Below are 2398 nucleotides of genomic sequence, written 5' to 3' on the forward strand. Positions count from 1 at the left end.
GGGGCTCGGAGCTGTGTATAAGAGACAGGTACGATGGCGCCATGCGGATCGTCACCGCGCGCTTCGACCACCCCGACGCGCGCAAGCTCAACGACATCGTCCAGGCCGAGTACGCGGAGCGGTACGGCAGCGGCGGCGACGTCACCCCCCTGGCGCCGGAGATGTTCGACCCGCCGCGGGGAATCTTCCACCTCGTCTACGACGAGACCGACGCGCCGATCGCCACCGCCGGTTGGCGTGCCATGGAGGACCCCGGGGAGTGCTACGAACCGGGCGACGCCGAGATCAAGCGGATGTTCGTCATGCGGCACGCCAGGGGGCGGGGTCTGGCCCGACACCTGCTGGGGATGCTGGAGGACTCGGCCCGCGCCGCCGGTCGCACCCGGATGGTTCTGGAGACCGGTGACCAGCAGCCGGAGGCGATCGGGCTCTACGTGTCGGCCGGGTACGTGCCGGCGGAGCGCAAGTTCGGGGTGTACCGCTGTTCCGAGAACAGCCAGTGCTACGTGAAGGCGTTGTAGTCGCCGCGGCTTCCGGTCATCCGACGCGGTGGGCTCCCGGGGCGGGCGCCGCCGTGACGGACGACCGGAGGCCCCGTCGGTTCCGGGGCGCGTCGGCGCCCGTCAGGCGCTGACCGGCACGGGATCGTCCGCCGGTGCCGTGCGGCGCCGGGTGACGGTGCCGAGCAGCAACAGGCCCGCCGCCGCCCACCCGAGCAGGACCAGCAGGGGAACCGTGCCGCCGGCCCCGTCGAAGAAGGCCACCGAGCGCAGCAGGGAGGCGCCCGCGCCGGGCGGCAGGGCCTGACCGAGGTCGCCCATCGGGGCGGGTAGCAGGTCGGGCGAGGAGGCGGCGCCGGAGAAGGGGTTGCCGAGGGCGACCACGGTCAGCGCGCCGAGTCCGACGCCGGGTGGACCGAGCAGGGCGCCGAGCCCGGCGGGCAGCGCCGCGCAGGCGAGGACGAGCAGGGCGAGCGAGGCCGCCGCCGCCCACCAGCCGCCCTCCAGGACTCCCAGCCAGGTGTGCAGCAGCAGGGCGGCGACCGTCCCGACCAGGGCGCACGCCCCGATCAGCACGATCGGGCCCCGGGGGCCGCGCAACCCGAACAGCACGACCAGGGCGCCCGCCGCCACGCCGGTGAGGGTCAGGGGGAGCAGGCCCGCGGCGAAGGCGGCGCCGCGCGGGTCGCCGGCCGGCCCGGGGACGAGGTCGGTGACCGTCAACGCCGCCGCCGCGTCGGGGTCGGCCCCGCCGAGGGAGGCCCGCACACCCTCTTCCAACAGGTGGGCGACGGCGGGGCCGCCGGCGGAGGCGACGAGCAGTTCGGGGCCGTCGGGGCCGAGCACGATCGCCCCGCTCACCTCGCGTTCGGTGACCGCCGCGGCGGCGGCGTCCCGGTCGGGGTGGACGCGCGGGTCGAAGGCGTCCCCGCCGGCGCCGGCGAGGGCTCCGGTCACGGTCTCGACGGCCGCGGGCGGGCCGACGACGCCCAGCGGCAGCTCCCGCGGCGCGGTGCGGGCGGCGGGCCAGGCGAAGGCCCACAGCAGGCAGGCGGCGAGTACCGGCACCAGGACGAGGACGGGGATCACGGCTCGGCCGGAGCCGGGCGCCGGTGGCCGGAGCCGGGGGCCGCCGGAGGAGGGAACAGGGGCGGACACGATGACCTCCCACAGAGAAGGATCGTTCGTTTTATATAAGGGCCACGATCCTCCGGAGGGGCGACCTTGTCAAGAATGAACGTTCGTTTTACTGTGATCGCCATGGCACGCGTTTCCCGGGAGCACCTCGAGGCCCGCCGTCGGCAGATCCTGGACGGCGCCATCACCTGCTTCGCCCACCGGGGCTTCCACGGCACCTCGATGCAGCACATCCTCACCGAGACGGGCCTGTCCGCCGGCGCGGTCTACCGGTACTTCCGGAGCAAGGACGAGATGATCGCCGCGATCCTCCAGGAGGTCGTGGGCACGGTCGGGGCGGCCTTCGCCGAGATCGCCGAGGAGGAGCACCCCCCGGATCCCGGCGATGTGGTGGCGGGCGTCTTCCTGCGCACCCGCCGCCTGCTGGAGGCGCGCGGCATACCGCTGGCCCTGGTGATGGAGGCGTGGTCGGAGGTGGCGCGCACGCCCCCGTTGCGCGCCCTCCTCGTCGAGCGGTTGACGGAGGTCCTCGGCGCCTGGGAGCGGATCATCGACCGGTACCGGGCCGCGGGCCGACTCCCCGCCGACGTGCGGTCCGACCGGCTGGCCCGGACCCTGATCGGGTGCGCCCACGGCCTGCTGCTCCAGGGGGCGGTGCTCGGTCCGCCGGTCGACGAGCCCGAGGAGGGCGCGGCCGTGCTGCGCGAGGGCATCGCGGCGCTGATCGCGATGACCCCGCCCGCCACGTCCCCGTCCCCGGC

The 2398-nt window shown here is 75.0% G+C and carries 3 protein-coding genes; 2 read left to right on the plus strand and 1 reads right to left on the minus strand.

Annotation, left to right across the window (positions count from 1 at the left end):
- The first annotated feature begins 41 nt into the window (after positions 1-41).
- On the plus strand, positions 42-521 hold the full coding sequence (locus FNQ90_RS19825; protein WP_182607605.1) for a GNAT family N-acetyltransferase: 480 nt from the start codon (positions 42-44) through the stop codon (positions 519-521).
- Positions 522-623: 102 nt separating this feature from the next.
- On the opposite strand, the gene FNQ90_RS19830 is transcribed toward FNQ90_RS19825, so the two are convergent.
- The gene (locus FNQ90_RS19830; RefSeq protein ID WP_323380085.1) at positions 624-1658 is read right to left on the minus strand and encodes an ABC transporter permease; all 1035 of its coding nucleotides are present in this window, start codon (positions 1656-1658) and stop codon (positions 624-626) included.
- Positions 1659-1760: 102 nt separating this feature from the next.
- Here FNQ90_RS19830 and FNQ90_RS19835 point away from each other — a divergent pair.
- Positions 1761-2398 (plus strand): TetR/AcrR family transcriptional regulator (locus FNQ90_RS19835; protein WP_182607604.1); only part of this gene is annotated, 638 nt, incomplete at its 3' end.

Origin of the sequence: Streptomyces alkaliphilus, from assembly GCF_014141535.1 — a bacterium.
Lineage (GTDB): Bacteria > Actinomycetota > Actinomycetes > Streptomycetales > Streptomycetaceae > Streptomyces > Streptomyces alkaliphilus.